This is a genomic window from Thalassoglobus neptunius (genome assembly GCF_007859735.1).
Classification (GTDB): Bacteria; Planctomycetota; Planctomycetia; order Planctomycetales; family Planctomycetaceae; genus Thalassoglobus; species Thalassoglobus neptunius.
Genome location: NZ_SIHI01000045.1, coordinates 1 through 26,266, shown reverse-complemented (window position 1 = coordinate 26,266; position 26,266 = coordinate 1). Strand labels below are relative to the sequence as shown.

22 protein-coding genes and 1 pseudogene are annotated in these 26,266 nt (G+C 51.7%); 10 read left to right on the top strand and 13 right to left on the bottom strand.

The genetic code is table 11. The annotated features are described in order from the left end of the window. Nucleotides 1–113: 113 nt before the first annotated feature. The gene (locus KOR42_RS22765) at nucleotides 114–455 is read right to left on the bottom strand and encodes a hypothetical protein (protein ID WP_146512140.1); all 342 of its coding nucleotides are present in this window, start codon (nucleotides 453–455) and stop codon (nucleotides 114–116) included. 365 nt (nucleotides 456–820) lie between these two features. Here KOR42_RS22765 and KOR42_RS22760 point away from each other — a divergent pair, with 365 nt between their 5' ends. From KOR42_RS22760 to KOR42_RS22740, 5 genes are all read left to right on the top strand, one after another. Continuing rightward, nucleotides 821–1,546, top strand: a complete 726-nt coding sequence (locus tag KOR42_RS22760; protein ID WP_231741087.1) for a hypothetical protein — start codon at nucleotides 821–823, stop codon at nucleotides 1,544–1,546. Nucleotides 1,547–1,566: 20 nt separating this feature from the next. Further along, a complete protein-coding gene (locus KOR42_RS22755) occupies nucleotides 1,567–1,992 on the top strand; it encodes a hypothetical protein (protein ID WP_146512138.1) in 426 nt (141 codons plus the stop codon). 115 nt (nucleotides 1,993–2,107) lie between these two features. Continuing rightward, nucleotides 2,108–2,959 carry a DNA adenine methylase gene (locus KOR42_RS22750; protein ID WP_146512137.1) on the top strand — a complete coding sequence of 284 codons (852 nt, stop codon included), beginning with the start codon at nucleotides 2,108–2,110 and terminating at the stop codon, nucleotides 2,957–2,959. Next, the gene (locus KOR42_RS22745; RefSeq protein ID WP_146512136.1) at nucleotides 2,953–3,840 is read left to right on the top strand and encodes a hypothetical protein; all 888 of its coding nucleotides are present in this window, start codon (nucleotides 2,953–2,955) and stop codon (nucleotides 3,838–3,840) included. The genes KOR42_RS22750 and KOR42_RS22745 overlap by 7 nt, the downstream gene beginning before the upstream one ends. 41 nt (nucleotides 3,841–3,881) lie before the next feature. Next, a complete protein-coding gene (locus tag KOR42_RS22740) occupies nucleotides 3,882–4,250 on the top strand; it encodes a hypothetical protein (protein ID WP_146512135.1) in 369 nt (122 codons plus the stop codon). 251 nt (nucleotides 4,251–4,501) lie between these two features. Here the strand turns inward: KOR42_RS22740 and KOR42_RS27520 are convergent, their stop codons facing one another. The 4 genes and pseudogenes from KOR42_RS27520 to KOR42_RS22730 all read right to left on the bottom strand — a co-directional run bounded on the left by KOR42_RS27520 (nucleotide 4,502) and on the right by KOR42_RS22730 (nucleotide 7,902). Continuing rightward, on the bottom strand, nucleotides 4,502–4,753 hold the full coding sequence (locus tag KOR42_RS27520; protein ID WP_146512134.1) for a hypothetical protein: 252 nt from the start codon (nucleotides 4,751–4,753) through the stop codon (nucleotides 4,502–4,504). Nucleotides 4,754–5,125: 372 nt separating this feature from the next. Then, nucleotides 5,126–5,572, bottom strand: a pseudogene (locus KOR42_RS27945) (phage integrase SAM-like domain-containing protein); the annotation flags it as partial. A 1,282-nt stretch (nucleotides 5,573–6,854) separates the two neighbouring features. Beyond that, nucleotides 6,855–7,016 carry a hypothetical protein gene (locus tag KOR42_RS26990; protein WP_197441480.1) on the bottom strand — a complete coding sequence of 54 codons (162 nt, stop codon included), beginning with the start codon at nucleotides 7,014–7,016 and terminating at the stop codon, nucleotides 6,855–6,857. A gap of 13 nt (nucleotides 7,017–7,029) precedes the next feature. After that, nucleotides 7,030–7,902 (bottom strand): hypothetical protein, encoded by an 873-nt coding sequence (locus KOR42_RS22730; protein WP_146512133.1) that lies wholly within the window; start codon nucleotides 7,900–7,902, stop codon nucleotides 7,030–7,032. Between the two features lie 3,129 nt (nucleotides 7,903–11,031). Here KOR42_RS22730 and KOR42_RS22725 point away from each other — a divergent pair. Further along, nucleotides 11,032–12,351, top strand: a complete 1,320-nt coding sequence (locus KOR42_RS22725) for a hypothetical protein (RefSeq protein ID WP_146512132.1) — start codon at nucleotides 11,032–11,034, stop codon at nucleotides 12,349–12,351. Between the two features lie 38 nt (nucleotides 12,352–12,389). On the opposite strand, the gene KOR42_RS22720 is transcribed toward KOR42_RS22725, so the two are convergent. The 8 genes from KOR42_RS22720 to KOR42_RS26975 form a co-directional block, all read right to left on the bottom strand. After that, nucleotides 12,390–14,774: a hypothetical protein gene (locus tag KOR42_RS22720; RefSeq protein ID WP_231741086.1), complete on the bottom strand. Its 2,385-nt coding sequence runs from the start codon at nucleotides 14,772–14,774 to the stop codon at nucleotides 12,390–12,392. A gap of 23 nt (nucleotides 14,775–14,797) precedes the next feature. Then, nucleotides 14,798–15,268, bottom strand: a complete 471-nt coding sequence (locus KOR42_RS22715) for a hypothetical protein (RefSeq protein WP_146512130.1) — start codon at nucleotides 15,266–15,268, stop codon at nucleotides 14,798–14,800. Nucleotides 15,269–15,523: 255 nt separating this feature from the next. Continuing rightward, complete coding sequence (locus tag KOR42_RS22710) at nucleotides 15,524–16,129, bottom strand: hypothetical protein (RefSeq protein ID WP_146512129.1); 606 nt, start codon at nucleotides 16,127–16,129, stop codon at nucleotides 15,524–15,526. 296 nt (nucleotides 16,130–16,425) lie between these two features. Further along, on the bottom strand, nucleotides 16,426–16,584 hold the full coding sequence (locus KOR42_RS26985; protein WP_197441479.1) for a hypothetical protein: 159 nt from the start codon (nucleotides 16,582–16,584) through the stop codon (nucleotides 16,426–16,428). A gap of 496 nt (nucleotides 16,585–17,080) precedes the next feature. Continuing rightward, nucleotides 17,081–17,299 carry a hypothetical protein gene (locus tag KOR42_RS22705; protein WP_146512128.1) on the bottom strand — a complete coding sequence of 73 codons (219 nt, stop codon included), beginning with the start codon at nucleotides 17,297–17,299 and terminating at the stop codon, nucleotides 17,081–17,083. After that, on the bottom strand, nucleotides 17,296–17,733 hold the full coding sequence (locus tag KOR42_RS22700; protein ID WP_146512127.1) for a hypothetical protein: 438 nt from the start codon (nucleotides 17,731–17,733) through the stop codon (nucleotides 17,296–17,298). The genes KOR42_RS22705 and KOR42_RS22700 overlap by 4 nt, the downstream gene beginning before the upstream one ends. Nucleotides 17,734–17,858: 125 nt before the next feature. Beyond that, complete coding sequence (locus tag KOR42_RS22695) at nucleotides 17,859–20,006, bottom strand: bifunctional DNA primase/polymerase (RefSeq protein WP_146512126.1); 2,148 nt, start codon at nucleotides 20,004–20,006, stop codon at nucleotides 17,859–17,861. Between the two features lie 85 nt (nucleotides 20,007–20,091). Beyond that, nucleotides 20,092–20,313: a helix-turn-helix transcriptional regulator gene (locus KOR42_RS26975; RefSeq protein WP_197441477.1), complete on the bottom strand. Its 222-nt coding sequence runs from the start codon at nucleotides 20,311–20,313 to the stop codon at nucleotides 20,092–20,094. A gap of 410 nt (nucleotides 20,314–20,723) precedes the next feature. On the opposite strand from KOR42_RS26975, the gene KOR42_RS22685 reads away from it, so the two are divergent. The 4 genes from KOR42_RS22685 to KOR42_RS22670 all read left to right on the top strand — a co-directional run bounded on the left by KOR42_RS22685 (nucleotide 20,724) and on the right by KOR42_RS22670 (nucleotide 25,632). Beyond that, complete coding sequence (locus KOR42_RS22685) at nucleotides 20,724–21,485, top strand: hypothetical protein (RefSeq protein ID WP_231741085.1); 762 nt, start codon at nucleotides 20,724–20,726, stop codon at nucleotides 21,483–21,485. 546 nt (nucleotides 21,486–22,031) lie between these two features. Then, entirely contained in the window at nucleotides 22,032–24,239 is a 2,208-nt protein-coding gene (locus KOR42_RS22680) for an AAA family ATPase (RefSeq protein ID WP_146512123.1), read from the top strand. Between the two features lie 211 nt (nucleotides 24,240–24,450). Continuing rightward, on the top strand, nucleotides 24,451–24,681 hold the full coding sequence (locus tag KOR42_RS26970; protein ID WP_197441475.1) for a hypothetical protein: 231 nt from the start codon (nucleotides 24,451–24,453) through the stop codon (nucleotides 24,679–24,681). A gap of 195 nt (nucleotides 24,682–24,876) precedes the next feature. Continuing rightward, nucleotides 24,877–25,632, top strand: coding sequence for a hypothetical protein (locus KOR42_RS22670; protein WP_146512121.1), 756 nt, complete (start codon nucleotides 24,877–24,879; stop codon nucleotides 25,630–25,632). Nucleotides 25,633–26,266: the final 634 nt, after the last annotated feature.

Below are 26,266 nucleotides of genomic sequence, written 5' to 3'. Positions count from 1 at the left end.
TTCAAAGTCTCTCCCGAGCCATCGAAAGCAACTTCCGGCACTTCAAAACAAGCACGACCTCACTCAATGGCAACCAACCAAAACTCAGACTGCTACTCAGAAGTCCGCAATGTTCAACGGGCTGCTACGCTTGTGTAATCTCGCTGCCGTGTCCGTTCATCCGACGATGCTCGCCATTTCTCTGGCTTGGTGGCGTCGGAACAGAGAGAATACGACAAATGACCTAGTTCTTCGGGAGTGGGCCAATCTTCGCCGGCACGCATCTTTTCCAAAATGGGAGCAATGCCTGGTCGCAGATCAGCGAAACTTCTGCCGCCAGTTTTTTCTTCGCTCACGAAGCGTTCCACATCCTCCTCAACCAGTAACTCCGCCGCGAGTCGTGCTTGGGCGAGATCATCCCCGGACAGAATCTCCAGAAACTGTTGGCGATAGTTTTTTAAGATCCGATCGAGCATTTCTGAGTGATCATGGTTTTGCAGCGCACGCCACACCCGAAACATCAATTCCGTCGGGCGAGCCCAGGACTCTTCTTCTCCGCCGGAATTTGATGGCTGCTTGACTTGTTGAAATAACTCACTGAACGAATGTAGACATCGGTCAGAAAACGTAGCGCTCGACGGAGAGGGTGTGACGGAATAAAAGCGTAGCGCCCAGATGATCACTTGTTGTCAGGTGTTCAGACTTTTGGTTTTCACCATTTGTTTGAACTGATGACATCGAGCATGCGTGTGAAGCCTACCCGGAAGGGTTTGGAGATACCTATCGACTCCGCTTGAATGCCACAGGGACCGATGCTGGGGACGTCGAATTGACGGTGTTCATGACCAGTGGCGCGAACGGGGGAAACGCCGGTTGCTGTCCCTCTCTCTCCGGAGGGTTCACGCAAAGCTACGTCAACCGCCACGCGATCGACCAATTGGCCACGTTTGAACTCCACCGGAACAAATCCGGATTCACGGGAGTGCACTGCGATCCGGGAAGCTGTGTGGTGTGTGTCCGTCCGTTGCCGCCGACGCCGACGAGCTGTTCGGATGCTGGGCCGACTCACTACCGGTTGTATTTCGACACCGACGCCAGCGGGGATTGGCCTGCCGAAATGCTGAGTGCTCCGGAACTTCTCCAGAACGTCCGTGGAAGCGGCGGCGCGGAATGTTCAGACGGTTCTGGAGGGTGTTTTTACATGGCCAACGATGGGTTCCAATATCGCGGCCTGCAAGGTTCGTTGGGCTGCGATCTGGCTCCCTCGTTCGATGGTCAATTGCCTTACTGGCAACTGGCCCTGAAACAACTTCCGGCAACCGCACCGTGTCAGTGGCACATTGCCTTGATCGGGCACATGAAACCCAACGGCGGGGTGTCATCCTCCTCAGCGACGTACAGCAACACTGCGGATCGATCCAGCGGCGCGGCGGACACGAATTGCTTCTCCAGCCCACCGGTGTCGAATTACCCCATGGAACCGTTCCGACTCCAGCGGACCGGATTTAATAACGACAACGGAACCACTGGCGAGCCGCCCACATCCGTTCTCGTTGTTCCCGTCTGATCCTCAGCGAAGTGAAGCCCATGGACGAACCTGAAAATCCCAAATGCGCCTATGCTGGAGCCGTGGGACCGCTCAAGACGTGGTGTCGGCATCCACAAAAAACAGGTGCCGCAGCTTCAGCAGTGCCTGTTCGAAACGCCACCTGTCTCCGTTGCCCACTGCGGTCAGCCACACGTGAACCCGAACCGGAATGTCAGCACCTGGGCGAAGTCACTCGCATCGTCGACTGCCAGAGCTGCGGAGGGGGACGCATCAAACACGAAGTCCGATCTTGCTCCGTACATGGAGAGTGTGCGCAGGGATGGGCCTGGGAGAAACTCCGAGAGAACGGCGTGCGGGTCAAGAAGTGCGGAGTGAACTGCCGCGATTACTGCACCGGGCAAGAACAGTCCGAAGCCTCCAGCTCAGAAGGCGAGCCGTCGAGCGCGACCGTCCGCATGCAGTAGATCATGCCTGCGCAGGACTGCCACCGGCTGGCACCGATGACAGTCCCTAACGCGAAACATATTGACCTTCCGAGGAGGTCGCCACATTCCGCGTGTCCGCGGTAGAAAGCGACAAATGTCGGTCAACACTCCCTGTCATCGGTCTGCCCAGTCTTCGCAATTGAGCAACTCACCTGTCACCCGCAGGACCACTGCGAGCGACAAAAAACTCCTGCGCTGTCCATTCCCGTACTTCGGCGGGAAGAGTTCGATTGTTCCGATCGTCAATGAGCGGTTTGGAGAGATCACTGCTTTGAGAGAACCGTTCGCTGGGTCGGCAGCACTCACACTCGCGAGAAAACCGGTCGCCCACGAAGCCCTCAATGATGTGAATCACTACATCGTGAACTTCTGGAGAGCGATCAAATCGGATCCCGAAGCGGTCGCTGAGCATGCTCACTATCCGATCACAGAAGCCGATCTGCATGCGCGAAGCGTCTACCTGTTCCGAGGCGAAGCGGCGAAAGGGGCTCAGCATCGGATCACGGAAGATCCGGAGTACTTCGATGCTCGCCTGGCAGGCTGGTATGCCTGGGGCCGTTCCTGTCAGATCGGAAACGCGTTCGAAGGTCTGCAGAAGTCCAAACCCGCGATGCGTGGCAATGGCGTCTGTGTTCCGGTCTATCGCACCCAGCGTGCTCGTCAGCTGGCGCTGATCGACTGGTTCGAGACTTTGGCTGAACGACTGCACAACGTCCGGATCCTGCATGGGGACTGGCATCGTCTGGTTTCTTCTCCCTCATCGCTGGGGTTGTACGGGAAGACCGGAATCGCTGGAGTCTTTCTGGATCCACCGTACGCCCACAGTCTGGCCCGTGTGCAGCAGCTGCTCGGTCGTTCGAGGAGGTTTCAGCTGCGATTGGTGTTCGGCTCAACAGTCGCTACCTCGTCGGGCACAATCTTTATGGTTTCGATCAAAGGATGCTGAAGCGGGAATATTCGCGTCTGCATGCAGAGTTGGAACCCGGTCGAGGTTTCTGCACTTTGCGCGCAACCGGTTTGAAGCTTTCCACCGCCTGCCAGAATTTTGGGATCGATCTTTCGGGGGGCCACCGAGCTTTGATTGATGCCCGAGCGACTGCGCAACTCCTAAAGCAGGTTTTCGATGAAGATTCCCAATGTGAGCCTGCCCGAGTCGAGAATCTGACGTTTCCGCTGAATCCCAGAACGCTCCGGAGAGAATCCTGTGAAGCATATCGGCAAGCTCCCCTCCATCGACTGATCGCAAACTCGCCCTACCCGACTTCAGATTGGAAACTCCTCTCGTACTTAGATGCACTCGATTGGGTTTTGGATGACTTGGTGGTGACCGAAGATGAGAAGCTTCACTTGGCTCAGCTTGCGAAAGAGTACTCTTTAAGTGGACGTGACGTTGCGGATCTCCATCATCGATATCTCGCTTCGATCATCCAAGCGGCCTGGAGAGATAACGTCATCACCGAAGACGAGCACGCGTTGATCAAAAAAGTTGCTGATCTACTGGATGTGAACGACTTCGAAATTCCTCGCGTGACAGCGAAGTGTTCCACTGACGGGGCAATCAAACTCGGAGCACGGGTTTGTTTCACGGGAAGCGCGACGGACTCCGCCGGGAATAAAATTAGCAGAGATGATCTTGAGATGTTCGCAGCGAAAATGGGGCTCAACCCAATCAAGAGCGTGTCGAAAAAAGGGTGTGACTTGGTTGTGGCAGCTGACCCATCCACGAACTCCGGCAAGGCGAAAAAAGCGAGAGGATTTGGGATTCCAATAATTTCGATCCAAGACTTCCTGAGCGAAGTGCGTTCCGAGTCCGCTAAGGACAAGTAGCGGTTGGTCCCCAATATTATCTTTGGAAAAAGAGTTGAAAGATGGATTCGAAACGAAGACTGTTCCGTGAAATCACCACTCCGATCCGCGAGGGGATGTCGACACAGGACCTGTGGAGTGGTCCTGATCACGGTTTGATCTATTGTTGGGAACGGGGACGACAGAAACGCGATGAAGATCCAAAACTTGCAGCTCTCGCGGAAGCTGGTGAATTGGTCGTGCTCGCTTGGCGGGGCGGAGTGGAAACAGCCCAAAAGGGAGAGAAGTTCGGATGGCTCAATTACCTTGCAACCTGGCAAGGACTCCGGGGAGATGATCTAGAAATCCTGCTTGATGACGACAAAGTGATCAAGTGCGGTCGAACCGGCCAAGAAGTGACGTTCACTTCTGCTCTTACAACCGAGAATTGACGGGCCGACAGGTTGAACTGCGACTCAAAATCGTCACTGGGGACGATTAAATGACCAGTGCCCCAAGAGTCTTCCCCGCCAACGTTCCGCTTTCAGTCAGTTTCGGAGCAAACAGAGAGGATGAAAGGTAATTCGAACTCCTTCAGAAGAGTCCGATGAGTCGTCGATGCAAAGAAAGACGCTTTTCCCGTCCATTTGCACACGACTCAGCAAGGGTTTAGAAATGGACGTTACAGGACTCGAACTTCCTTCTACGTATTGCCGGTTTTGTTCGAAATCGGTTCTGGCAATGCACTGAGCAATGCACTTTCAGTCGCTGCATCCCAGAGGGAATCTGGAACCTGCAAATAGCTCGTGTCTGCGACACGGATCGAATTTCCCAACCACGAACACGCTGCTTTGATCCCGAATTGTTCGGTCAATTCTGTTTGTCGGCTTGATCTGAGATTGTGAAAAATCTTCGGCCAGGGTTTCACGCCAGATTTGACAACGATCTTCTTCATTTGCGGGTTCGGGTTCACAATCCTCCTGAGTACTTGAACTGACCCTTCTAAAGCTTCATCAAAGGATCTTTCCAGTTCGGCCCGTACTTCGGGAAAGAGCGGAATCATTCGTTCCTCGTGCCCTTCGTGATGCTCTGTTTTTGGGCTCGGCACGCGCAGCCGGTTTCGGTCCCAGATAACATCTCCCCAAGTCAATGTAAAGACCTCGGAGGGGCATCTTAAACCCCCGAAACGGCTGAGAACGAAGATTAACCGCCATTCTGATGACGGACACGCATCTAGAACCTTTTGAGCTGTATCACGCGTGATGAATTGCATTCGCTCATCGTTCGCTCGCGTCGTGCGGGGTATCGATTTCACTTGAAACGGATTCCGATTGATCAGTTCTCGGTCCATCGCGTCAGCAAAGATCTGGCACGCGATGGAGCACATCTTGCGTGTAGTGTTCTCGCTTAGACCTGTTCGGATCAAGTATTGACGAAAGTCTTTCGCTTGGCCAACAGTCACGTTTTCGATTCGGCATACATCGCCAAAAAAGAGCTTCATTTTTCCTTGGCATCGTCCCCAGACGAGCTTGCTGCTCTCTTTCACGTCCGAACGGGAGTTGATGTATCTTTGGACAAATTCTGACACTGTCGGCGATTCAGTAACCTCCTGAGGTGAGGAGACCAAACCCAGTCGATGAAGTTTCTTGAGGAAGTTGAGGTCTCGGTCCCGCAACCAACAGGCAGTGAAATCAGGAATTGAGAGACCACTCTTTCTTGAGGACACGAGATTCTCGACGTGTCGTTGATATTCCTTCGCTTGCTTCTTCGGCATGACGCCCGGGTACAATGATTTTCGCTTTCCACTCAAACTGAATTGAATGAGCCAACCGCCCTTGTGACGTGATAATGTCGCCATATCGCTTTTCCTTCGCTAAACGTTTTGCGTGTTGCTGAGAAACAGTCGCTACAAACGCGGATTACTCCCGGTGTCGGTTGGCTTGGAAATCTGAAAGTCCGTGCCGGTACAGATCGTTGACCAAACTATCGAAAACAAATTCATCGCTTTCGTTCAGATCTTTCGCTCCGAATTCTTGGTCGATTGGAAGCGACTTATGCCAATTTGATTCACCAACGATCACAGGTGAAAGCCCTTCCGTTGAGAATTGGTCGGCTGTGATGTCGACCACTATTTGGTCGTTTTGGATCCAACAGTGTTTTGTTCCGAGTCGTGGAACCAACTCAGATCGGACAATCTGAAAACCTGGAAGATCAAGTTTTCGAAAAATGATAAGTAGGCAGACAGCCACATCGTCACAGCAGTTCACCGGAAAGTCGTAGAACTTTTTCGCCGGACTTTCGCTTCTTCGAACTTGTCTTCTGTAGTTTTCAAATGCGAAACGTGTGGCTTTTGCAACAGGTCGAATCATTGTCACCTTCCTGTCATAAATTTGGTCGCCCATCGAGTGTTTTTCCTATTTGCATCGAGGGCGATTTAGAAACCCGCGCAGAGCACTAAGCCAGAAGGAGGATGTCGTCTTCAGGAATTCATTCCTTGCGGTCGCGATTAACACCTTGAACCCAGTTCAAAAATTCTTTGACTCGTTTCACTGACTCTGGCTCTATGGTCTTCAGTTGAATATGTCGATTTGTCGGCTGAGCAATTCGAACAGATGGGATCTTGTTCAAATCTATCGCTCCTTCTGGAATGGTCTTTCAGTTTGAAATCTTGCCAAATTTCACGTTCGCCTGCAGCGGGTGGTTTTCAGGCATCAGGTCTCAGAAAACAGAAAGCCCCCCGCCCCGCTACTTGAATCGACTTGCATTGCTTTTTTTACTTGTCAGAATCCTGTGAGATCGGTGGCGACTGGCCCGTTGCCACCGGTTTAGAGCCTCCCTCGGTCAAGCCCTCCGAGGTCGAGGCTCGTTTTGTTGGCTTGCAGACTCTGTTCGCCTTTGAGAATATGATAAGTCGTCTTTGATGTGTCGAGTCGGACTGAGAGGCCTTTGTGTAAAGCCATGTGGGCCGGGGAGGCTTCTCGGTTCTCTTTCATTTCGGTGTTGTGCATAGAAAACCCCCGCCCAGCTGATCGCCAGACGGGGGAATTGGGATAGTGTTATTCGCAGGTCTGGGATTGAATTCGCTCGAGGTCGGTTTTCAGACGTTGGCGTTCTTTCTTGATCGCCTGAAGTTCGACTTCTCTTTCGGATTCAAGTTGTTCCAGACGCTGCACACGTCGCGTCAGGTCGTCGATTCTGACGGTTGAAGCTTTGGACATGGATTCCTCCCTGTCACGAACGCATCAGGCTGATGAAGTTCTCGACTCGTTCTTGAGCTTTGACCGGATCGCTTTCATTCCAGACGCTGATATGAATCTCTTCATCCGCCCCATCAAGAGCGAAGTCGATTCCGGATGGTTGCATTCGGGTGAATGTTGGTCTTTCTTCTCCGTCCAGCTTTGCCGCCGCTTGGAGTAGCTGTCCGGCATATTCGCGGAGAAGTCGAGCACCTTCACCGTTCTTGCAGAAGTCCGAATGGAAACAGAGTTCGGAAGTCATGACGAGCAGTTCGCCGCCTCCCTTGCTGAAGATTCGGACCCGTTCCCCAGTTGCCCTCAGAACGTTTCGAAGACAGTCCCAAGCTTCACGGTCGAACGAATCGCGATTCGCAAGTGATGTTCCGGGTAACTTGATGTGAATCGCCCATCGGCGAATGTTCTGCCGGTTCAACTCGGCAGTGTTCACCGCGTTCACAATCCCTCTGGCTTCCTTGTGCGTCACAAGTCCTGAGAGTGCGAGTGGAGGCAGATCGAATTCCGATTCAGGAATCCAATCCTCTGGAACGGGAACACGAACCACATGCGTCTGACGACATGCGAGAGCCACAATTACATGCCACGAACCGACTGAATTACGTTTGCCGAACTGAACATCCTGCAGCCGATCTCGATTGAGTGCGACGGCCAATTCTTCAGAACGTGCTTGGTCCATAGAGAGTGACTTTCCGAATGGACATTCCCCCGGCCCGGTCGGATGGAATTCCCCGGGATTGACCGGAACATAGAGCACGCGAGAGTTCCCGCGGGGAACGTCCGGGTGTTGTGACCCGTTGACAGCTCCGGAAGCAACAGACGATTCAGCAACTGAGGGGAGAAGAGTAGACATGAGCGGAGACCTTTCCGCTACGAACCCCGGCATCCGGGACGCCCCTTGCGTTGCGCGCAAAGAGAATCCCGGACTGGATCTCGGAAGCGTTGTCACGGCTGCCAAGAGCAGCCGCCGCACACCTTTCGTGTATGCGGACGCATCGGAACCCAATCCGGGATTCTGATTTCTTGGATAGTTTTTGACACTCTTGGATTCTCAAACGAGTTGAGACTTTTGACGGTCGCATCTTGCCTCATTCGATCCACCCCTGTCAATGGTGAGTGTGTTTCGCATACGTATGCGAATCGAACATGTGTACGAATCCAATACGTATTGGAATTCTCACGAGTCGAAACCGTCGGTGCTGGTCAGTGAATCTGTATTCATCATTTTTGAGTCTCCGTTGATCGCACAAGTGATAAATCAGACGTGTTCTGAGTCGGCCCAACCACTCGAAATGCATCAGACGCAATCTCTCGTCTGCCATTGTGACCGGAAGGAAGAAGACCGGACCAATTCAGCGACACTTTGGGAGAAGTGTATTCTCGAAAGCTTTCCCAGTCATTCGGTGACTCGTTCGATCTCAATAGAGAACACTGGAAATCCAACAGGCGGACAATGTAGAGGTTCACATCCGCATTGAGTTGTCATTTCCGACGCTGAGTGATCAGAATCAGTTGGTATTCAATTGGGCATTCATTCCCGGGTAGAAACATCATGATTCGAAAAGCTCAAATTGTCGGATGGGCGGGTGATATTTCGGCACGTTCTGAGTTGCCAGCCTTGGTCCGAGGTCTTATCCATGCAACCGGACGGGGAATCAGCAGCATTGACTTCCCAGCATACGAGTCAGTGAGTCGCCCCGGATTCGATGGCACATTGACTTGCAAGTACGAGAGTCCATGGATTCCTTCGGGAATGTCAAAATGGGAACTCTCGGTTCAGAGAGACGTTCAAAGAAAAGCGAATGCCGACTTTGCTAAACGAACAGAAGCGACTCCGACCAACGTCAGGCAATCTTCGACTTTCGTTTTTCTAACTGCTCGCGATTGGGGAGCGAAAGCCGACTGGGTAGAAGAAAAAAAGTCTTCTACTGATTGGATGGAAGTCAAAGCGTATGACGCTGACGATCTTGAACAATGGATCGAACAGGCTCCAGCAATTCAGGCTTGGTTTGGGGAGAAACTGAATCTTCCTGTTGGCGACTTTTTTTCTCATAGCTCCAAATGGAAGTCAATTCAGTTGAGCACTTCGCCACAACTTGCGCCAGAAGTCTTTCTTAGTGGAAGGTCACAAAGTCGAAAACGATTGAATCAATGGATGCTCGCACCTGCCTCGATCATTATCGTTGTCTCTCCATTTCCAGAAGATGCAATCGATTTCATTTGCGCGACAATTGAGAAAATGGACTCTGAGCGAAAGGATTCAATCGCTTCCAGATTGTTATATGTGGATTCGCCTTCGGCCTTCAAGCATGCGATTACACGAGAAGGCATTGATTACATCGTTGTTGATCCGCTGGTGCAGTTGAATGCTAGTGATATTGGCCGGTCGTTGGAGAGGGAAATCAGTGTGGCTTATGCTCGCGGTCCATTTGAATTGATGAAGGATGAAGTTGTTCGCCTAGAGCGCATTCGACAGTACCAACTGAGTGAGTCACTCATGAACTGTGGGCTACCGATTTTCGCTGCTGAACGGATTGCCCAAGACTGTGGAGGGACGACTAGTCTCGTAAAGAAGAAACTGGCAAGCCATTCGATTCCAACTGATCGAATGATGGTAGACCCGGCCCAACGGAACTCGTTGAGACCTTGTTTACTTTTTGGTGGATGGGAAAGCCAGAACTACAACGACCGTCGAGCAATCCAAATGATATCGGGGGTGGAATACGATCAAGTCGAGCTTGACTGCAAGCAGTGGGCGTCTCAATCAGAACCTTTAATGTTCACTGCAGACAACAAATGGAGACTACTTTCAAAAGGCGACGTTTGGAGCGAGCACCTGCGCTCAATAACGAGCGCGACGATTCAAAACGCCGTTTCACTTGTCCCCAAGATTCTTCTGAATGTAGATGGCGACTCGAATTTCTTCGCATATGGCTATTCGCAGACACTTCGTCGTCAGGTCGCGGAAACTATCGCATTTCTAGGCGAGTTTGGTGACAAACTGGATTCCACTGCTCGAAGTCTAGGGCTCGATTCATACGCAACGATAGTTGTACGCGATTCTCTGCGACAATGTTCGACATGGAAAGACTGGGTTTCAATCGGCCCTTTCCTTCCCTTGTTGAGTGAAGCCGCTCCGAGTGTCTTCATTGAGGCTGTAGAAGCCGATCTTGCCACAATGGAACCATCCCTGAAGGGACTGTTCTCAGAGACTCGCAGTAACCCTTTGTCCAATGGTTGCCTCTACTCAGGGTTGCTTTGGGCTTTGGAGAGCCTTGCCTGGTCACCCAAATTCATAATGCCAGTCTGTAAAATATTGCTTCAACTGGAGGGATTCTATGTGCCCGGACGCTATGGCAATTCTCCGATGGGAAGCCTCACTTCGATTCTCTCAATTCAGACACCACAAACGATGACCACTGTTAATGATCGGATTGCAGCAATCGATCAATTGACAGTAGATGGAAAGGGACAGTCCTGGCAACTCTTGATCGAATTATTAGATAGCCAGAACTGGGTTCTGAGATTAACTAACGCACGTCCTGACTGGCGAGAATGGGCGTTAAACTGGACTGGCGATCCAAATTCTGAAGATCTCGAAACTCAAATTGACTCTCTGTCGAAAAAGGTTGCGAACTTCGTTGGTTCGAGTTTCGAACGATGGTCGGACGTTCTGAAAATCTTGACGGTAATGCCTCGCAACCGTATCGATGAGTTGATCGATCAGATGGCCAAACTCCCAGAGACATTAGACAGCGACGATGAGAAGTGTTTGTTCCGGGAGTTGATTCTGGACTTCGTCAGTCGACACCAAAGTGACGTGTATGAAAATCGGAAACTGAATGCGGACGACTTGGAGAGTCTACTGGCCATCCGGAGAAGGCTTGAGTCAAAATCGTTATCTGCTAGCCACGCCTGGCTTTTCAGTGATCGTTCCGTTCACTACTACAATGAGTCGGATCTAGACAGAGCAAATCAGAAGTTGGCCGATGACCGGCGAAGTGCAGTCAAGGAAATCCTACTGTCGGAAGGTCTACAGGGAGTAATCGAACTCGCTGGACAGTGCGCACTGCCATTCTTTGTTGGCGTCGCGATTTCTGAGGTCTCTGGAGAGCAGTATACCAGTTCGCTGATATCAGAGAGGCTCGTTGATGAAAACTTTCTTCAGAACTTGGTATATGGATTCGTTACCGATCGAATGCAAACTGCAAGTGCCGATTGGTTGGCCAAAACCTTGGCGAAACACGACAATACAGCTATTAAATCGCTAATTTTAGCCATGCTTCCTTTTGACGCTTCTGCATGGGATGTCGTCGATCAAGAAGCGGATACCGTCAAACATAACTATTGGTTGATCGTTAAACATTGGGGGTGTAGTACGGATGTTGATTCTGTTGCACGATGCTCTCGCGAGTTGATTGCAGTAGGTCGTTCTGCCGATGCGATGGACGTGATCTGCAACGCGATTCACAGAGAAGTCAATTTGCCAGTGGAAGTGCTCTTTGGACCGTTAGAGTCTGCGGATATGAACTCCGCATTTGGACAGCCTTCATTTGGCCGCCATCAAATTACTGACTACGAGATTGGCATGATGCTTTCAGCATTGCAGGATAAAGACGATGTCGATGAAGAACGTTTGGTCGCTCTCGAGTGGAAATATTTCCGTTCGTTTAAGTACGGATATCACGGTGCTCCACGCACCTTGTTTAAGCGGCTCTCGTCAGACCCGAAGTACTACGCCACGTTGGTTTCGCGAACTGCGAAAGCGAGTCGGGAGCAATTGTTGTCAAGCTGCGGACATGACGAGAACGAATTGGCACTTCTTGAAAATGAAGTACGAAGAATCGCCTCGCTTCTAAGAATGTGGACTGAGATCCCCGGAAAGACAGAGGGTGATTCCATCAATTATGAAGAACTGCAATCTTGGGTGTCCCAGGTTCGACAAACCGCAACTGAACTGAGGTGCTTAGATGAGTGTGACTCTCGACTTGGGGAACTATTTGTAAATTCTCCGCCAGACCCAGATGGCAAATGGCCGTGTCAACCAGTTCGAACCATTATGAACCAAATCGCAACCCCACATCTTTCCGACGGAATGGTGTGGGGGGTGCGGTATTCAAGAGGAATGGTACAGCGGAGAAATGGAGGCGCCCAGGAACATTCCCTTGGAGATAAATACGAAATGTTGGCCGAATCAATCCGCATTGAGTCGGTTTACATCTCATCGATTCTTGTAAGAATTGCCGAAGAGTACCGAAGTGAAGCAAGACTTTGGGACGCGAGGGAAGACTGGGAATATTGACTGCTTTGTGAGTGATAAGTTTGTTTTTCTTCATCAGCTCACTCGACACTGATCACGTCCAGTTCCAGACCCGTCTTCACCGTGACCAGCATGACCACTTCGAACGTCAGACTGCCATCAGCGTTCGGTGTGATCTCGCGCACGTCCATTGCTCCAAATCTCAGAAGCAAGCTTTCGGATTGTTCCCGCTCTCGATCGCTCTCCGATGGTGTGCTGATGGTCTGAACCGCTCCGATGTCGCTGCCGATCGGATTCCCGAACAAGTCGAAACGCATCAGCTTGTGCGAGCTGTCGAGAGCTCCAATCAGTGCCGATCCGGTATCGGGTGTGAAGTCATCGTTCGCCCCGTCCACGTACCCTGGATCAAGTGGTGACCCGGACGAACCCTGTGATGTGTTGAACCCGGCGAACTCTTGAACGAAGATCGGCCCTTGCATGTAGTTCGAACCGCAACCGGCCCCGAACACCAATGGCCAGTTCCCGACAAGGTTGGCATCATCGCCGAATGTGTCGGACTTGATGTTGCTCTGTCCGATCGAGTTGCCCACGATTCGCCAGTTCGTTCGATTGCGTGCCGTCGATCCGGAATCGTTGTAGGCGAAGTTCATGCGTACTGAGTTCGTCTGTGGATAAACGGTGTTGTGAGCGAAGATGATCCCGGTCGTGTCTTGAGCACTGGTGCTTGTGTTGTCGGCTGCCATGGCGATCCCCGCACCACTGCCACTGTTTCGGCTGATGATATTCCCACCGACAAACCAATTGTTGTTGGGGTGACCGCTCGACTGACCCAACTGCAGGACGTTCGTTTCGACGTGATCGAGAACCTGATTGCAGAGAAACAACCCGCCGATATTGGATGTCATCGAGGTTCCCGCCACATCACCAGCGAACCCGATGTGTCCCGACACATTCGAGCAAACGACCCCATACCAGCCCTTCAGGATGGTCGCCGTCGTGGCTTGGCCGAACGTACAACCATCGGCAAAGTAGGCAACCGTCGCTGATGAGAATGACGAAAGTTTCCAACTCGCGAAATTCAACGGTTCGGCCCCGCTGGCAATCGTGCAGTTCACGAACGTGCAGGAATCCGAGCGATAACCGACCGATGTTGTGGGAACGAATCCATTGTCATCGAACACACAATCTTCGAATCGAATGTGATTGCCCACTTCCTCGCCGTCGAACCAAGATCCGGTTTCCGCCTGTTGAATCGTGACCCCCCGCAGCCTGTACCGCTCGTGTCTGTAGGTTCGCGTGGACGCATTGCACTGGACAATGACCGTGGACGCATCCTGTCCCGGTTCTGGCGTCACCGTGGCCCAGGTGGACGACGTGACACGTGTGATGGAACTTCCCCCGGCATACGTTCCCGCTCCCAGGTAGACCGTATCGGGTGAATCGCTGAGAGCCTTTCCGATGGTCAAATAGGGAGTGCCGGTTGATCCATCCCCTGTGGAATCATTCCCGGTCGTGCGAACGTAGCGAACTGTCGGCGTGGTGTCATACCGGACCGTCAACAGGTTGAACTTTCGGATTTCTTCGTGTGTGGCTGTGTTGCTTTGATTGTCGGCGATGGTATCACCCACAACCGGATAGACTCGCGCCCGAACGTCGATCAGTTCCCCATCGGTGAATCCGCTGATGTCGATCGTCGTTTTGTGAGACTCGGCAGATAGCCCTGTTGCGGTTCTCTCTGTCGATGTGGGCGAAGTGACGAATACATCAACCTCATTGGCTGACGTGTGTCCTGTGGCTGTGAAACGGACCGCTGCGACCCGATAGGCTGCGAACGCATGCAGTCCGACTGTGAAGTCATCAGCAACCAGATCGGCGTGCTGAGTGACCGCGTATTGCTCGAAATGCTGATTTGTGGTCGGATAGTCCAGACCGCTCGAGTTCGTGACCGCTGCATCTGTCAATGCGTTGCTGGTTTCGGATCCTCCACCCGTGTTCGTGACTGTGCTGGCCGTCATGGTGACCGTGGCTGTGTCATCGTCAAAGATCGGTTCCGAGAGTGCGACATAGAACCGCAATGCCGATCCGGTATCTGTCTCATCAAGGTTGGCATCATCCGGGTAACTGTCTCGCGTGATGATCGTTCCATAAACGGTTCGGCTGACCGTTCCGAGAGTTCCGGACCCGCTGTATCCCTCGCTGGTGACCGTGAACACGATCGCAGCTGTTGAGAAATCTTGCACCGAAGTTGAACCGCCGCCAGCTCCGTCGAGATCGTAGCTTGCCCCGGTCGTGAATCCTTCGACTTCAATCAATGCAAAATAGCCAGATGGTGAACCACTTGGCCCCGTTGCTGGAATCGCAATCGAAACGTCACCCGTAGCGCCGAACGAGGGACAACATAGCGGCACCAGAACGGCCAACATTGACACGATTGCACTGGCAGTGCTTCCTGAGAATCTCATCATCCTGAACATCACTTCTCCTGAATTTACGTTGTTGATTGGGTCAATTTCTCGGCGATGTATCGCGCCACGTCAGCAGCTGTGACGACTGGCCGACCATCGGAAAGTTTGGCATTCGCCGCACGTAGCCCCGCATGAATTCTCTTGAAGCCGTGGAGAACTTCCGGACTCCGCAACTTCACATCGATGTGCCCTCTCTGCTTTTCCACGTAGCTCCCTGGGATTGGCTCCGATACTGGAACTGCGAGTGTGATGAACTTGAGTTCTTCGGCCTGCTCTTCCATTTCTGGGACAATCGGTTCTTCAATCATCTCTGATGGCGTCGAGTTCGAATCGTTCTCGGCAGACAACCATTCGGAGATTGCCGAGACGTCCCATCCTTTCGCTGTCCGCTTCGGAAACCCTTCAAGGCTCTTGAGTTCATCCAGTTCATCGGAAGTGATCCCGAGTGCTTCACAAAGTTCTGATTGATTGCCAGCGAAATTTGATTCTGACACGTTGATTCTCCAGATGTTTTCAAGCTGACGAAGAGGTCCTTTGATGCGAAAGTCGCGGTAGAACTTGTTGAAGTTGTTCGACACCGCTTCGAGGCTTCATTGGAACAATTGCTCGAGAAGTCACCTTCGAATGAGTGATTCGGAACAAAAAAACACCGACCCGATCAACCGCGAGATAGACCGGATCGGTGGGCAAGTTCCAGCCCGGAACACTGTCTCAACACTTCCGGGACTGGAACTGATGAAGCAACTCAATTAAACAGGGAGTTCCGCCCCTCGCATTGAGTTCAATTCCGATTGAACTTGTTGAATCAGCCCCGCATGCTCTTCAGACAAATGGCGAGACGTAACGAGGTCGGAATCCAGTGCTGCAATGTCTTTCAAAAGAGCAACGTATTTTGGATGCGATTTTGCCCATTCTGGTTTCCACATTCCTGTTTCCGTGTGAGGAATCCGACTGATCCCGTGTGGGTTCGCTGTGAAGCCGATCGATTCCAGAAGTTCACCCACTTCCCGAATGACAGCCTGTTTTCGCTCGGACAACTCCTGGTAGACCACTGGTTGCGAATCGGCTTCATCGGTCAAGAACTCGGTGATTCGTTCCCTCAAGCTGACTTCGTGTTGCAGACTTTGAACCAGATCGACACAGACTGACTCGGCTTCTGCTGCCGTCGCGAAATCTTGACGCTTAATCCGGTTCGCTCGTTCGAGCACATCCTTCAGATCTTCCTGAAAAGCTTCGCTTGATTCCTGAATTTCTCGAAGATCATCCCGTAGTGGTTCTGTGTGCCATTCCCGCGAAACCGGGATTCTCAACGCTCGATCGGCGATTTTGGACTTCGAATGCGTCGTTTCGGGCATGTCGTCAGCTCCGTTTGAGGTTCAAAAATGGTGAATGTGTTGTGAAATGGCTCCGAAACTCCTCAAAACCGGAAGGAATCCGGAATCGTTGCGGGTTGCCACTTCCGGTTTGACGAGGAGGCAAAGCTTGAAAATGTCTTGATTTATGCCACTCGAAAGGCGTTGTGATCAAAAAGCGGAAGGAAGGAAGCCTTCCGAAAATTTCATAGCGGCATGCGGAACGCCGCTTAGCCACTGCGAAGTACCCCCCTCCCCCTGGGAAGGACCCGCGAGGGGGGGGGGGGGGGGGGGGGGTATCATCGACTGGCATGTCGCTGGTTGTAGGCTCGCAAGTATTCTTGATGAGCGACTGGGTTTTCTTTGACGGCCAGTGAGATTCCCCTTCGTTTGTTGCCTGCACAGCGTTGGGTACATGTTTCCACAATGGCTTCCCATGTCGTAATTGGATCTTTCATGATGGTCTTCTCCTGCGACGCTTGTTGAGTGTGAGTCTTGCTGCCACTGACGGGAGGCGTTGAGTCTCTCTTGGCTGAGACTTCATTGGTTTGGTCACTGCACTTGTGGGGGTCACATTTCCAAGCAGCGAGTAAGAGTTGAATGCGATTCACAACCGGATCTCCGTGTGTTTGGTTTCTTGTTCTGTGACCCAAGTCAACAGGCTCACTTTGCTGAATCTCAATTGCCCGTTGGCCAGCTCGATGCGCGGCAACGACTGATCAGAGGCAAGCAGCTGTCTGAACCGTCGAACATTCATCGAAAGCAGAACCGCCGCCCCGTACTCATCCAGCAACACTGGACCAGTCAAGTTCAGCAATGCTCGCAGTTCGGGTTGAATCGTCGGAAGTTGCATGATTGACTTATCTCGCCCTGTCCTTGGCAAAGAAAGTCTCAATCTGCGTGTTGCACAAAACGGCCCAAATCGGGCCAGATTGGCCCAGATCGGAACACGATTCAGATCAATCCGTTTTTTCGAAGGTACTCGAGTGGCATGTATCGCAGAGGAATTCGGTAGACCGAACCGATTTGAACCGGCTCCAAGTGTTTCAACAGTTCCGGGACCTTCTTCCGGCCAACGCTAAAGTGACGCGCAATTTCCGATTTGGTCATCAGTTCTGAATAGAGGTCACCAACTCGAATTGATTCGAACTCTGATTCTTCAGATTCGCTCATTTCTTCGCCCTATTGGGAGATGGCTTTCGAACTCGAACGGTCACATAAGTTGACTCTGGGACTGTGTGCGCCTTGCGAGTTACAAGCACTCGCTGAATGACTCTACCATCTGGAAGTCCTCCCGATTTTGCGTCCCCGATGGCGCCCAAGACTCTTCCCTTACATGCGTCTCGAATTCTTTTCAGTCGTGCTATCTCTTTTCCAAGGCGTTCACTTTGATCCCATAGTCTGGCCATGTCGGCAGACAGTTCGGTTAAGGGAAGGCTTCCATCAAGTTTAGGTTTATTCAATTCTTTCGCTTGTTGGTCTGGTAGCTGGACTAGCCAACCGCTTCCGCAAATACAGAGACCGTCGTCATCTCCCGGTGTTGTCTTCGCAACACGGCCGCAAGCGGGACACCCAACCCAGATCGGAATCAATCGCTTTCGTGACATGTCATCTCCGATTCAGTTCACACCAAACGACAAAAGAGGTTGAAACCACATCGGCTGGTCCCAAACTTGTCGGACTTCTCGGCATTTTCATTGATTCGTCGGGATCACTCGGACAACTACTCTCCTTACAGGAGAGAGTTGTTGTCCGACTGACTGATTGAGGCGGATTGTCCCGATACTGTCCGAGTACTGTCCGAGTTGTCCGACTCGACAAGTTTCCAACCTGGATATTGTCTTCCTGATTTGGAGACTTCTGTGACTTCTATCAACTGTTGACGCTCAAGTTCGTACAGACATTTGTCCGTGATGCCGTGGCTAAATCCTGCTTTTGCAGCAATTACCGCTTTTGTTTCACCAGCAGGTAACCCCTTTACAACTTCGAACACCTGACTCAACCTCCTTCGAATAGTTGCGTCAGTTTTCTCTCTATTGGTTTGCTCGTTCTGGCGTTGTCGGGATGAGATGATTTCCGAAGCTGACGACACGGACAATCGCCATTGTCGGCCTGACTCTGCGAATGGGTCAGATTCCTCAATGTCGATTCCGTGCAACCCAGCATGTCCTGCTGAACCTCCATACCGCAACCAGAGCTTGTGAGACCCTGGACTCGATTCGTCGTAAGGTTCACGCCGGTTGATGTACAACCACTGACGTGCCCACTCTGAAAACCCTGAATAGCTTTCGTCTCCGAGATCGAGGGGTTCGCCGTCCCGACCTACACCTTTCCGGCTGTGGTGGGAGAGAATGATGGTGCACCCGGTTGACTGTCCAATCCGAGAGAGTGGAGACAAGATTTGCCCCATCTGGAAAATGTTCTTCCCTGAGTCGCCAATCACGAACGTCAAATAAGTTGGATCGATGGCAAGAACATCAAGCCTGTAAGATTCGATGATCTCGTGAATTTTTTCACACTCTTTCGCGGTCGAAATGAGCGGAGTTTCGAACGCGAATAGAACGTTCTCGATCTCACCTACACCAGAGAAACCTTTTGCTTTGGCGATTCTGTTCGCTGTTTCTTGGATTGTTGATGCACCAGATTCGGATGACATGAGTGCCGCCCGTCGCTTTTCAGGAACTTCGAACCGGCCAAGGAACGGTGTTCCGCTTCCCAACGAACAGACTAGGTCAATCAAGGTGTTTGTCTTCAACGACTTCTTTGGGCCAGCCTGCAAAACCGGCTGGCCAGCGACCAAAACTTTTTCGACGAGCCAAGCGACCGATGTATCAAGTTTTGCGAGCTCCGGCCCTGTGTAGAAACGGATCTCATCAGACGCTGGATTCACTTCTTCCTGAGGCCTCATCGCCAACCAGACCGGGTCAGATTTTGGGTCCCAACCGCTCTGTTTCGCATAGCTGATGAGTGTGCCAAGTGTGGTTGTCTCTCCGTCAAATTGAGTTTGTCTGTTGAACGAGTCCCAAGTTCGACGGACGTCGTCAGTACCCCGGTAGTTCCCTACTTCACTCTTTGATGAAAGCTGATCGATAGCGTCGAAGACGTCGTCACTTGGAGCCTCATACTTTGCCGCAGCACAAACTCGCATCCATTCGTCTCGTGACTCAATGAACCTCTTGCTAATCTTCGAAATGACGTGGAGAGTCTTTCTCTCGTTCGTAGGGTCAATCTCAAATTGCTGAGGAGTTCTTTGACGATCTCTCGAATTGGCATCACTCAAGATCCACTGTAGGATCTCAACAGGCACTTCCCCACGCGATTCGAATGTCCCTTCTTCTAGCCGGTACGAACCATCGAGGTTGGCGCTTGGAGGAACCAGGACGTAGCCATCTTGGGCTCTCAGATCGATTTGCAAACCATGAATACCTTGGCAGGAACTGAGTTTTTTTTCACTCGGGTATGAGAACAGCAGATGGAGACCGCCAGAGCCAGTACGAACCAGAGGGCAGCCAATCTCCTTCACAGACCCGAACAGTGCTTCAAACTGTTCAACCCCATTTGCTGACCGTTTCGTGTCGAGATCAACCACGAGCAAATCTGAACTTCTCCCAGTTTGAATGGCGACGTTGGCGTGAGGGTTGTCTTTCCACCATTGACGGACAACCCTCTTAACCGCGCTTGCATCGCGAAGGCCGTTGAGTGTGAGAGGGTGTTTCCCGGGGCTTCTGCAATGATGCTCTTTCGGACCGCGTATTCGTTCACAGCTGCACCGACCATCCTTAACCGAGTGGACAGGCAAGACGAGCATTCCATCTGCGGCGTACCCCAATGCAGCGTCAAGATTCCCCCCGTTGTTTCCCTCCGGTTCAGACAGCACCATTTACACACCTTTGTTGTGTTCAAAAGACCTCCGACAGAACATCTCTGGTCTGGGCGATTCTCAATTCTGTGAAACAGTGCTTGAACTAAAGCAGTTCCGAGAAGTCAGATGCGGGTGGGCAGCCTTGACGAATCCACGCCAGGACGACCTCTTCTCGCCAACGAACAGAACGTGGGCTGATCCGAATACCAGCGGGGATGAGTTCTTTCTCTTCCCAATTCGCGATCGTTTTCGTGCTGACCCCACACATCTTTGCTACATCATGCGGAGTCAGAAGTGTTGATTGTTTAGCTGTCTTTTCGGCCACTGTGAATCTCCGATCGAGAGTGTGATTATTTGTCTCACCCTCTTTCGGTCGGATCTTGAAGGAAAGAGAAGGAAAAAAAGCCTCGTTTGTAATATTTCCAAGATCCACGCGCCCGGCAATGCACTCGGCAATGCACACTTTGACGGAACTAGAGAGAATTAACTGCACAACGAGGGAAGAATGAAACGCAAAAAACCGCATAAACCAAGCTGCGATAGCTTGGTTTATGCGGTTCTGTCATTTCGTTCAAATGGACGTTACAGGACTTGAAAAGAGCCCTGATACTCTGGCTTTTCGCATTCTACAGGTTCGGCAGACCACAGGGCAGACCATCTGACGGGCCAAACAGATGAAAGTCTCGTCGAAGTAATCTACTTTTGAGTCAATTCCAGATACGAAGAAACAACGAATTGCCCAGTTTTTTGTTCGTTGCCACTTCTTCTGGGCCAATTCGACTAAGTGGCCTTGAATTGGCGGATCAATCATGGGCAGATAAACCAGGATCAGGTGAAGCAATGACTGAGGAGCGTGTACCTTTTGAAACCAAATTTGCGAATGAGCCGTTGTCGTTTGTGGATTACTGGGCTTATGAAAAGCTGGAAAAAGACCATGGCCTATTGAATGATCTCTGTGACAGATGGTGGGAGGAAGCCCAAAAGGTTACCTACCTCGGAGATCTTTGTGGCTATAGTTGGGCCGACACACCCACCCTCCGGAATATCGCAGAAATTGTAATCAAATTCTCGCTGAAGTCGTTTCCACAAGTAAACTGCCAACCTCTTTTTGCCTTCTGGTTTGCTTGCACGCAATGGGAAGCTGACAAAGAGTCTCGTGGGATATTTCTTGAATTCGCATCAATTGAATATGGGAGATCAGTTGCCGCACTTGCGACATTGAGGTTTGCTGCAGGAGTAAAACGGGGAGTGACGAACTCCAACTCGCGTCCCAGGCCTTTCGCGAAAAAGACTGTCGATGAACAGCTTGCAGCACTTTGGGCCACAAACCATGAAGCAAGAAATTGGACGGCAAAAAGGATCGCTAGAGAGCTTGAATGTGATGATTCCTCAGTCAAGAAATCAAAAGCTTGGAAGAGGATGAGAAAGACAGTCCGCTTCGAAAAGGAGGAGGCGAGAGAGCGTTTTAGTGGCGAGCTTTGGGACTCACAAGACTAGCCGGGATGGTGAATAATTCACCTCAATTGCACCTCTAAGAATTTTCTCTCCGCGTGCTGGTAGCGGTTAGGGCAATCTCAAGGCTTTCCAACAGGTAGGTGAATTCACCTTCTCACACCTATAGGAAGCACACTTCATCACAGTTCTGTGATTGGGTGTGCTTATTCGCGAAAACGACACCTTGCGGAGCGAGTTGAATGAGTTCACAGAAACCTGAAGTTACCCTTACGAGGGATGAGTTGGCCAAGGCCCTGAAGTGTTCATCTCGGTTAATTGACAAACTCTCAAAGTCTGGGGCTCTCCCGAGGCCGGTGAAAATCGGCTCCCTGACTCGTTGGTCATTCAGAGAGATCCAATCTTGGATTAGTTCCGGCTCCCCCTCTCGGGCTGAGTGGGAAGCGATGAAACACCAGTCAGTGTAACTATCACTGGAGCACACCTGAGTCTTCGGTCGTTTCCCTCAGGTGTGTTACCCTCCGGAGTTTAGTTTGTGGGCTCCGGAGGGCTTTCGTTCACTTCTCTTGAACCAATCTCGGAGAGAACTCTTTGGATCAAATCACGACAGCACTGGAACTCTTACACGCCGGTTTCTCAGTCATTCCTGTCGGCAAAGGGAAGGTTCCGGCCAGGCCCTGGAAAGAATTCACCTCTCGACTTCCGACAGAGGCAGAGTTGAGAGGCTGGTACTCTCAACCGGCTGGAATCGGAGTTGTTTGCGGATCGGTCTCAGCCAACCTGGAAGTGTTAGACTTCGATATTCACAACTGGGACGAAACTTGCCAGTTCATTCAGAGGCAGTTCGAGGAAACGCATTCCGCTTGTGTGGTGAACGGAGTCGACTCCGGGCCTCTCGATCAAGTTTCGATTATCAGAACTCCCAGTGGAGGAGCCCACGTTTACTATCGCTGCATTGAGCCTCCATCAGGGAGCTTGAAGCTCGCTCGACACTCGGGCCGGCTCAATCCGGCAACAGGCGAATTCGACGGAACCCCTGGATACTTCATCGAAACCCGAGGAGAAGGCGGTTACGTCCTCTCTCCCGGCTCGGCGGACTTCTGCCACCCACTCGGAGCCTCCAACTATCAACACGTTTCCGGGCCGAGGCCTCATGAGTTGGTGCCGGCCTTCACTCCCCAGCTTCGGGATATCTGGCTGATGGTCGCTCGCTGGTTCGGTTGCGAGGGGCTCCCCTATGAAAGCCCTCTCGATATGACGACTGAGCAGCCGGCCCAAGAGAGAGCCGAGAGGCCCCCTCAGCATTGTCCCAGCCCTGGGGATGTCTTCAACCTCTCGGCCTCCTGGGCTCAGATCCTGGAACCTCACGGATTCAAGAATGTCGGAACTGAGGGAGAGGCGACTCGCTGGAAAAGACCAGGAACCGAGAATCCTGTTTCGGCGACGACAAATCATGACGGCTCGAATCTCTTCTATGCCTTCTCCCCGAATTGCCACCCATTCCTAGAACCGGGCCGAGGCTACAGCAAGTTTGCAGTGTTCGCGATTCTGAATTTTGGAGACGCCTCCGAAACAGCATTCCGAGAAGCTACGAAAGAATTGGTCGCTCAAGGCTACTCAAGAGAGTTTGGGGAGAACATTGATATCTCGGCCATCGTAGACAGATTCAAGGGGCCGACTCCTCAACCTCCCTCCAAGAGTTTCCCGTTTCTCACCATTGCGGACTACCTCAAGCAGGAGGATCAAGTGGACTATCATATCTCCGGAGTCATCGCCAAAGGTCAACCCTGTTTGCTCGCCGGCCCTCCCAAGTCGCTCAAAACTTGTCTCAGTATCGATGCCGGATATTCAATGGCCTCAGGGACTCCGTTTCTCGGTCTGTTTGATTGTCCGGAGCCGGCACGAGTTGGAATTATGACCGGGGAAGCGAGCCGGGGGAAGAACCAGAGTATTCTGAAAGCGATCATTCGCTCAAAGGGGAACGATCCATGCTCTACTGATTCGGTTCCACTCTTCATCTGTCATCAACTCCCAGTCTTCTCAGAGGAGAGCCAGTTGGCACTCATGAAGAAGACCATCGAGGAGTTAGCCCTCGATGTTCTGATCATCGACCCGGCCTATTTGTGCTTGGGATCACTCGCCGATCATACGGCCAATGTCTCGAAGATGGGGAACATGTTGCGTGAGATCGGCGAAATTGCAGCCGAGACGGGTTGCACTCCGATCATCAATCATCACACGAACCGAAAATTCGAGGCTGGCCGATCCTTGAGCTTGGAGCACTTGAGCGGAGCCGGTTGGGCTGAATGGAGCCGGCAATGGGTTCTAGTGAACCCTCGGAAAGACTTTGACCCGGAGACGCATCAGCACTCTCTTTGGATGGTCACAGGTGGTTCAGATGGCCATGCCGGGAAGTTCGCTGTTGATGTGCGAGAGAGGGATAGCAGCGGAGCTTGGTCTTGGAACTGCGAAGTTCGGAGTTTCGGAGAAGAGGTTGCCAGCTACTCGGAGTCGAAACAGCAGAAGAAGGAAGCGGCTCAAAAGGAAAAAGAGGAGTCCTTTTCACAGAACCTCCGAGAGGCTCTCAATCTCCGGGCCGAAGAGGGCTCAACGATCAACGAGTTAAAACAGGTGTTCCAGGATCAAGGTTGGGCTGGTCGAACAAAGATCACAACGAATCTGATGTCCGATTTCATCGACTCAGGATTCGTGAAGGTTGAGCAAGTCACCCGAGGGAATAACCAAACTGTCAACGCCTACTTATCAACCGAGACCTGGTCGAAGCAAGTGGTCGCATAGGCCTCATCGGCCCTCCGGTGATACCAGCCGATGGGCCGGCCATCGCTCACATACATCAGACGAGCGAACAGCGGAAAGACAACCCCGACTCTGAGGAGGGGTGTCTTCCGATGCAGCGAAGTAGTAGTGATCACACCTACTTATATAAGGGGTTGTCATCACTACTACTACTCAGAGTGAAATCACCCCTTTTCTTAAACTTGGAGGAAGAATGTCAGGAGTCAGTATCGAAGACGAAAACGGAGAGGAGTACACGATTGCAAACCACAGGATTCACGCCATTCGCCATTCGGATGCTCGAAAGGAGGGCCGGCCCCTTGCGATTGTCGAGTTGATCACAGGAGAAGTGATTCGAACTCGCAACAGGTACGATTTTCTCAGCAGTGCCTTTATGACTCATTCCGTTGGGGCGACGGTCGAGCATCTCAACAGTGCTATGTAAAAATGCCTCTGCCATTATGACACGAACCTAAGAGCACTAAAGAGAACGCGGGTCCTTCTTTCAACCTCGTTTAGCCCTTGGTCAGGCGGAGGTGCCAGGATGGCAGGTAGTGACACGCAAACCTAAACAAGACAGGTTCTCGGCTCCATATGCTGAGAAATTATCAAAATTCGATCACTTAAAAGGAAGCTTGAAATGAGTTCCACCGTTGTTGTTCAGTCTCCATTTTTGACAGCCGAGCAAGTTGCTTCAGAACTCGGGACAACTCCTTTCAACGTTCGTCGACTTGCGGCGACGGGAAAGATTGAGGCTCTCTATGGAAGCGAGGATCAGCCGACGTTCAAGATTCTTCCGGAAAACGTCCGGCTCTTTCTTGTCAGTGGCTCTGGTGTGACGAATCCACCGAACATTCAAGAGGGAGTGATTCACGATAACTTCAACAATAACCAGTCTTCAGAGTTCCTGGAAAAGGCGAGAAAGCTTGTGGGTGATTTCGCAGACTCCCAGGAAGAGCCCTTGAAGCAATCCACCAACAGCTACATCGAAAAAGTGAGTTGCACTCCTCCGGGTCTCGCAGCACTCCTCTTGGTTCCAGCCAGAGAGTATTCCAAGATTGAGAGACAAAAGGCACGAGGGAAGACTCTGGCTGAGGAATTCGGAATCTACCGCTTCCGTCAACTGGCTTTAGGCATTGCAGACAGAGATTACCGAGACAAACGAAACGTTCTCAAACAAGAATCACCGGTTGAGATTCTTTACAAGAACCGAGTTCAATTCCTCGAAATCATGATCAAGGCTTGGAAGGAGTTCCTCGATTCTGGCGTCTGTTTCGCAAGACGAACATTCTCGGGAGTGACACGAAACTCAGGAACTCCGATCACGTTCACCTACGTCCTTTATGGTTCATCCCTGAAGCTCGACGTTAAGGAGATGATCGAAAAGTCCTTCTAAGCGGACGTGGCGGTTTTGATTGGCTCCCAAGTTCTCCTACTTGGGGGCCTCTTTTTGAGTTTCTTGCAGTCAAGAAAAGGGTGAGAATTGGCAAATCCTAAGGACGTAGAAGCCGGCTCGGCATATGTGCGAATCTTCACGAAAGATGGAGAATTGCACGCCGGGTTGACGAAAAGTGAGAACCGACTCCGGAGCTGGCTCCCGATCCTTAGCCGAAAGGGCTTGTGAGTGTCGTACGTATCTGGGCCTAGTCGCTTGGCCTGTGTCATGCGGCATCAACCGTGCGGTGTTACATGAAATTCTACTGCTTGGGAACAACGGGACTCGGTTCCGAAGTGCTCACAACGTCACGCGATGCCTATTTTGACAATTTCAACAAAATGTCGAGCGTCCATGAAATGATGTTGTATTTGTCGTGCCGGATGGTAGCCTCCGGAATGGGTCAATCGACAATCTTGAGTTGTCCTACTCGGACAGGCACGTTTCTCTAGGCTCGGGGGTGGCACGCAACGCCGTTAACCGTATGAAGTCAGTGTTAGGGGTGTGATTTTTTGGGCGAGGAGGTTCAGGTCAGCTGAAGGTGGCTTGATTGTCGGTGGACCGGGTGGTTTGCGAGTTCGACGCTGCGGATAAG

What these genes read in the sequence shown, in the direction of transcription:
- KOR42_RS22765 (WP_146512140.1), bottom strand. Translation starts at nt 455, where the DNA reads ATGCTCGATCGGATCTTAAAAAACTATCGCCAACAGTTTCTGGAGATT.
- KOR42_RS22760 (WP_231741087.1), top strand. Translation starts at nt 821, where the DNA reads ATGACCAGTGGCGCGAACGGGGGAAACGCCGGTTGCTGTCCCTCTCTC.
- KOR42_RS22755 (WP_146512138.1), top strand. Translation starts at nt 1,567, where the DNA reads ATGGACGAACCTGAAAATCCCAAATGCGCCTATGCTGGAGCCGTGGGA.
- KOR42_RS22750 (WP_146512137.1), top strand. Translation starts at nt 2,108, where the DNA reads ATGTCGGTCAACACTCCCTGTCATCGGTCTGCCCAGTCTTCGCAATTG.
- KOR42_RS22745 (WP_146512136.1), top strand. Translation starts at nt 2,953, where the DNA reads ATGCTGAAGCGGGAATATTCGCGTCTGCATGCAGAGTTGGAACCCGGT.
- KOR42_RS22740 (WP_146512135.1), top strand. Translation starts at nt 3,882, where the DNA reads ATGGATTCGAAACGAAGACTGTTCCGTGAAATCACCACTCCGATCCGC.
- KOR42_RS27520 (WP_146512134.1), bottom strand. Translation starts at nt 4,753, where the DNA reads ATGAAGAAGATCGTTGTCAAATCTGGCGTGAAACCCTGGCCGAAGATT.
- KOR42_RS26990 (WP_197441480.1), bottom strand. Translation starts at nt 7,016, where the DNA reads ATGTCCAAAGCTTCAACCGTCAGAATCGACGACCTGACGCGACGTGTG.
- KOR42_RS22730 (WP_146512133.1), bottom strand. Translation starts at nt 7,902, where the DNA reads ATGTCTACTCTTCTCCCCTCAGTTGCTGAATCGTCTGTTGCTTCCGGA.
- KOR42_RS22720 (WP_231741086.1), bottom strand. Translation starts at nt 14,774, where the DNA reads ATGATGAGATTCTCAGGAAGCACTGCCAGTGCAATCGTGTCAATGTTG.
- KOR42_RS22710 (WP_146512129.1), bottom strand. Translation starts at nt 16,129, where the DNA reads ATGCCCGAAACGACGCATTCGAAGTCCAAAATCGCCGATCGAGCGTTG.
- KOR42_RS26985 (WP_197441479.1), bottom strand. Translation starts at nt 16,584, where the DNA reads ATGAAAGATCCAATTACGACATGGGAAGCCATTGTGGAAACATGTACC.
- KOR42_RS22705 (WP_146512128.1), bottom strand. Translation starts at nt 17,299, where the DNA reads ATGAGCGAATCTGAAGAATCAGAGTTCGAATCAATTCGAGTTGGTGAC.
- KOR42_RS22700 (WP_146512127.1), bottom strand. Translation starts at nt 17,733, where the DNA reads ATGTCACGAAAGCGATTGATTCCGATCTGGGTTGGGTGTCCCGCTTGC.
- KOR42_RS22695 (WP_146512126.1), bottom strand. Translation starts at nt 20,006, where the DNA reads ATGGTGCTGTCTGAACCGGAGGGAAACAACGGGGGGAATCTTGACGCT.
- KOR42_RS26970 (WP_197441475.1), top strand. Translation starts at nt 24,451, where the DNA reads ATGTCAGGAGTCAGTATCGAAGACGAAAACGGAGAGGAGTACACGATT.
- KOR42_RS22670 (WP_146512121.1), top strand. Translation starts at nt 24,877, where the DNA reads ATGAGTTCCACCGTTGTTGTTCAGTCTCCATTTTTGACAGCCGAGCAA.